Here is a 4,246-nt window from a genome sequence, read left to right on the forward strand (position 1 = left end):
CCGTCCGGTCCCGGACGGTACCGCGCCGGCCGATGAGCCGGCGGGAGCCCGCGTCGTGCGGGGCCCCGTCAGCCCGCGGCGGGACCGTTCAGCAGGACCGGCAGATCGTAGAGGTCGTTCTGGGTGAGCGACGGCTTGTTGCGCAGCTCGGCGTCCGGAACCGCGAGCGCCATGCGCGGGAACCGCTCGAAGAGGGCCGGCAGCGCGATGCCGGCCTCCAGACGGGACAGCGGCGCACCCGGGCAGACGTGCGGGCCGTGCCCGAAGGACATGTGCCGTACCGGGGAGCGGGTGACGTCGAACGCGCCGGCCGTCGGCCCGTGCTGCGTCTCGTCGCGCCCGATGGCCACGTACGAGGTGATCAGCGCGTCGCCCTGCGGGATGACGGCGTCGCCGACCTGGATGTCCTCGGTGGCGAACCGGATCAGCACGTGCGAGGTGGGGGTGTCGAAGCGCAGGGTCTCCTCGACGACCGCGCCCCACGACACCTCGCCGTCGAGCACCAGCTTCAGCTGGTCGGGGTGCGTCAGCAGGGCCCGGACGGCGTTGACGATGAGGCTGATGGTCGTCTCGTGGCCGGCGGCGATCATCAGCTGGAGGGTGTTCACCAGCTCCTCGTCGGTGAGCGGCTCCCCGCCCTCGTCGGCGAGGATCAGCGCGCTGGTCAGGTCGTCACCGGGCGACCGCTTCTTCTCCTCGACCACCCTGCCGAACAGCTCAGCCAGTTCGCCGAGCACGCCCAGCACCTCGTGCGGCGGGGTCTGGGTGCTGAACACCTTGTCGTACAGCTCCTGAAGGCGGGGCAGGTCGACCGAGTCGATGCCCATCAGCTCGCTGATGACGCCCATCGGCAGCGGATAGGCGAAGCCGGCCTTCAGGTCGACGGGGGTGTCCGCGTCCCGTGCCGCCAGTGCGTCGAGCAGCCGGCCGGTGATGGCCTCGATGCCGGGCCGCAGGCGTTCGACGCGGCGCGGCGTGAGCGCCTGCGCCACCTTGGTGCGCAGCCGCCGGTGCTCGGCGCCGTCCACGGTGAGCATGCTGCGACCGGGGTCGGCCAGGCCGATCAGCGGCCAGTCGGCGGGTATCTCACCGCGCCGGTACGCCCCCCACACCTGGATGTCCTTCACCAGCCGCGTGTCGGTCATGAGTTGACGCGCCTCGGCGTGGTGGGTGACGGCCCACACCTCCACACCGCCCGGCAGCTCCACCCGGGCGATCGGCCCCGCCGCCCGCAACGCGGCTCCCTCCGCGGCGAGATCGCCGACCAGAGGGTCGAGCACGATGCGTTCACCGGGATGGGCGGGGCAGGTCATCTGACGCCTCCAGAGGCGGGGGTCGGGGTGAAGTGGACGGGCAGCGCCGACATCCCGCGCAGCCACGGCGAGGGCCGGCGTGCCAACTCGGCTGCGGGCACGGCGAGATCGATGTCGGGAAGCCGGTCGAGCAGCACTTCGATACCGGTGCGCGCGATGGTCTCGGCGATCTCCTGCGCCGGGAACGGGCAGCGGTGCTCACCGTGGCCGAAGGAGAAGAACGCACTGTTACCGCCGGTGAAACCGCCGTGGGCGGCCCGGTCCTGGTGGATCTGCGGGTCGGCGTTGGCACCGGCCAGCCCGAGCAGCAGCAGGTCGCCCCGGCGCACGTGCCGGCCGCCCAACTGCGTGTCTCGGGAGGCCCACCGGCCGGCGACGTTCTGTGTGGGCGTGTCCTCCCACAGCACCTCGTTCATGGCTTCGGCGATGCTGTGCCGGCCGCCCGACATGGAGGCGGCGAACCGGTCGTCGACCAGCATCAGCCGCAGCGAGTTGCCGATCCAGTCGGCCGTCGGCTGGTGGCCGGCAGCCGACATCACCATCAGGTCCTGGAGGATCTCCTCACCGGAGAACCCGGTGTTCGCCGCGAGCATGCGGGACACCACGTCGGCGCCGGGCTGTGCGCCCTTGGCGGCTACCAGGCGCTGCATGGAGCCACCCAGGTGCATCTGCCCCTGGAGCGCGTCGGCGCCCCCGTCGATGATGTCGTTGAGCGCCTTGGCGAGCCCCGGCCCCTCCGCGTCGGGAAAGCCGTAGAGCCGTGCCAGGACGAGGATCGGCAGCAGCATCGCGTACTCGCCGATCAGCTCGGCCTCGCCGGTGCCGCAGAACCGGTCGATCAGGCCGTCGGCGAACCGCTCGCAGTGGCGCCGCAGTTCGATGCTGTCCACCCCGTCGAGCGCCTCGCTGACCATCGCGTGCCGGCGCTGGTGCACCTCCCCGACGGTGTAGAGGATCGACGGCTGCTTGCGTCCGATCATCGGCAGCAGCGGCCAGTCGGCGGGAATGCGGTCCCACTGGTTCCACAGCTCCGAGTCCCGGCTGAACAGTTCGGGATCACCGGTGACCTGGTGCAGTTCCCGGTAGTCGATCACCAGCCAGGCCGGCACGTCCCCCGGCAGCGTCACCGGGACCACCGGGCCGTGTTCGCGCCGCATCTCCCGGTACAGGTGGGAGGGGTCGATGAGGAACCGCGGACCCCACAGCGGCACGGCGTTCCCGTGCGCCGGGCAGCCCGGCGGCGGGGACATGGCGGAGGAGGGGGAGGGCGTCGTCACGGTGTGGTCTCCCGGGCGGAGGACAGGGCGTGCAGGTGCTCGACCAGGGTGATGAGCACGTCCTTGCTGGACGTGCGGGAACGGGCGTCGCAGTCGATCAGCGGGACGTCGTCGGACAGGTCGAGCGCCTCCCTGACCTGCTCGGCCGTGTGGGCGGGCCCGCCGAAGTCGTTGCGCGCCACGATGAACGGCGTGCCGAGCTGTTCCAGCCGGTCGATGGCGTACCAGGAGTCGGCGAGGCGGCGGGTGTCGACGAGCACCACCGCGCCCAGCGTCCCGGCGAACAGCCGGTCCCAGAGGAACCAGAACCGCTCCTGGCCGGGCGCGCCGAACAGGTACAGCACGGTCTCGTCGTTGAGGCTGATCCGGCCGAAGTCGAAGGCGACGGTGGTGGACGTCTTCGTCCGCACCGCGGCCAGGTCGTCGATGCCCTGGCCGGCCTGCGTCATCGTCTCCTCGGTGTTCAGCGGACGGATCTCGCTGACCGAGCGGACCATGGTCGTCTTGCCCACCCCGAAGCCGCCGACCACGACGATCTTCAGCCCGTTGTCGGCGGTGCTGCTCAGCGGAGGACGGACTGCTGGTTCAGAGGTTGCGGAGTCCAACGAGCACCTGCTCCAGGATGGTGGGGTCGGGTAGTTGTGCCGCGGTGCCCGCGGTGCGCGGGTGCCGGGCGGTGATGTGTCCGGTGGCCTGGAGGTCCGACAGCAGGATGCGCACGATGCTCACCGGCAGCCGCAGGTCCGCCGCGATCTCGACCACCGCGGCCGGGGTACGGCACATCCGCAGGATCGCGGCGTGCTCGGACTGCATGCCCGGCGTCGGCTCGCACTCGCTGACCACCAGCGTCACGAGGTCGAAGGCCGCCGAGTCGGACCGGCTGCGGCCTCCGGTGAGCGTGTACAGCCGGTCGGGGTCCTCGTCCCGGCCCGGCCGGATCATGCCTGCTCGCCGCCGTCGCCCGACTCCCGCGGCGGCGTGCTGAGGTGCTCACCCAACTGCTCGACGAGCTCGTTCATGTTGTGCCCGATCAGCCCGACGTCGGCGTCCTCGTCGGCGATGACGGCCAGGTGCGCGCCCTCACCCGCCTCCACGATGAACAGGATGCCGCCGTAGAACTCCGTCATGGCCTGGCGGACGCCGCCGGTGCCGTCGCCGAACTCCACCGACGCGCCCTGGGACAGGCTCTGGATGCCCGCGGCGATCGCGGCGAGCTGGTCGGCCTGGTCCACCGACAGTTCGGGGGTGTGGCAGAGCTTCAGGCCGTCCCGGGAGAGCACCAGTGCGTGCCGGGCTCCGGCGGTCCGCTCCAGCAGACTCTCCAGCAGCCAGTCGAGCTCGGCGGCCGTACCCGTGCCGGGCAGGTGGTGCGGTGCCCGTGGGGATGGTGCAGTCATCGGGTGTCGTCCTCCGGTTGAGAAGAAGCCGGTTCAGTGGCGGGTACTGCGGGATCTGCGAGACCTGAGCGGTCTCTTGCGTCTGCTGAACCTGCGGGGTCTGACGGGCCAGACGGGCCTGGTGCGTGCGGTGTGCGCGCCGGGCTTTCGGCGGCGGCGGGTTGCCCGCCCTCACCGGCGGGTTGCCCGCCCTTGAGGGCCCGGCGGAAGGTGCCGAAGCGGGCGGCCGAGTCGGCCGCGCTGCGTCCGCCCTTCGTGG

The 4,246-nt window shown here is 71.6% G+C and carries 5 protein-coding genes; all 5 read right to left on the bottom strand.

The genetic code is table 11. The annotated features are described in order from the left end of the window. Positions 1-68: 68 nt before the first annotated feature. Genes ACYVE9_RS17525 through ACYVE9_RS17545 form a run of 5 tightly spaced genes read right to left on the bottom strand, consistent with a single transcriptional unit; the run spans position 69 to position 3,987 of the window. Positions 69-1,313 carry a cytochrome P450 family protein gene (locus ACYVE9_RS17525; RefSeq protein WP_461028816.1) on the bottom strand — a complete coding sequence of 415 codons (1,245 nt, stop codon included), beginning with the start codon at positions 1,311-1,313 and terminating at the stop codon, positions 69-71. Beyond that, positions 1,310-2,563, bottom strand: a complete 1,254-nt coding sequence (locus tag ACYVE9_RS17530) for a cytochrome P450 (protein ID WP_461028820.1) — start codon at positions 2,561-2,563, stop codon at positions 1,310-1,312. Before ACYVE9_RS17530 ends, ACYVE9_RS17525 begins: the two co-directional genes overlap by 4 nt. A 23-nt stretch (positions 2,564-2,586) precedes the next feature. Next, entirely contained in the window at positions 2,587-3,195 is a 609-nt protein-coding gene (locus ACYVE9_RS17535) for a GTP-binding protein (protein WP_461028817.1), read from the bottom strand. Beyond that, a complete protein-coding gene (locus tag ACYVE9_RS17540; protein ID WP_461028818.1) occupies positions 3,176-3,532 on the bottom strand; it encodes a DUF742 domain-containing protein in 357 nt (118 codons plus the stop codon). The genes ACYVE9_RS17535 and ACYVE9_RS17540 overlap by 20 nt, the downstream gene beginning before the upstream one ends. Beyond that, the gene (locus ACYVE9_RS17545; RefSeq protein WP_461028819.1) at positions 3,529-3,987 is read right to left on the bottom strand and encodes a roadblock/LC7 domain-containing protein; all 459 of its coding nucleotides are present in this window, start codon (positions 3,985-3,987) and stop codon (positions 3,529-3,531) included. The genes ACYVE9_RS17540 and ACYVE9_RS17545 overlap by 4 nt, the downstream gene beginning before the upstream one ends. Between the last annotated feature and the right edge of the window lie 259 nt (positions 3,988-4,246).

It is taken from the genome of Streptomyces sparsus (assembly GCF_054776295.1).

Coding starts and splice junctions, on each gene's coding strand:
- ACYVE9_RS17525 (WP_461028816.1), bottom strand. CDS start 1,313: ATGACCTGCCCCGCCCATCCCGGTGAACGCATCGTGCTCGACCCTCTG.
- ACYVE9_RS17530 (WP_461028820.1), bottom strand. CDS start 2,563: ATGTCCCCGCCGCCGGGCTGCCCGGCGCACGGGAACGCCGTGCCGCTG.
- ACYVE9_RS17540 (WP_461028818.1), bottom strand. CDS start 3,532: ATGATCCGGCCGGGCCGGGACGAGGACCCCGACCGGCTGTACACGCTC.
- ACYVE9_RS17545 (WP_461028819.1), bottom strand. CDS start 3,987: ATGACTGCACCATCCCCACGGGCACCGCACCACCTGCCCGGCACGGGT.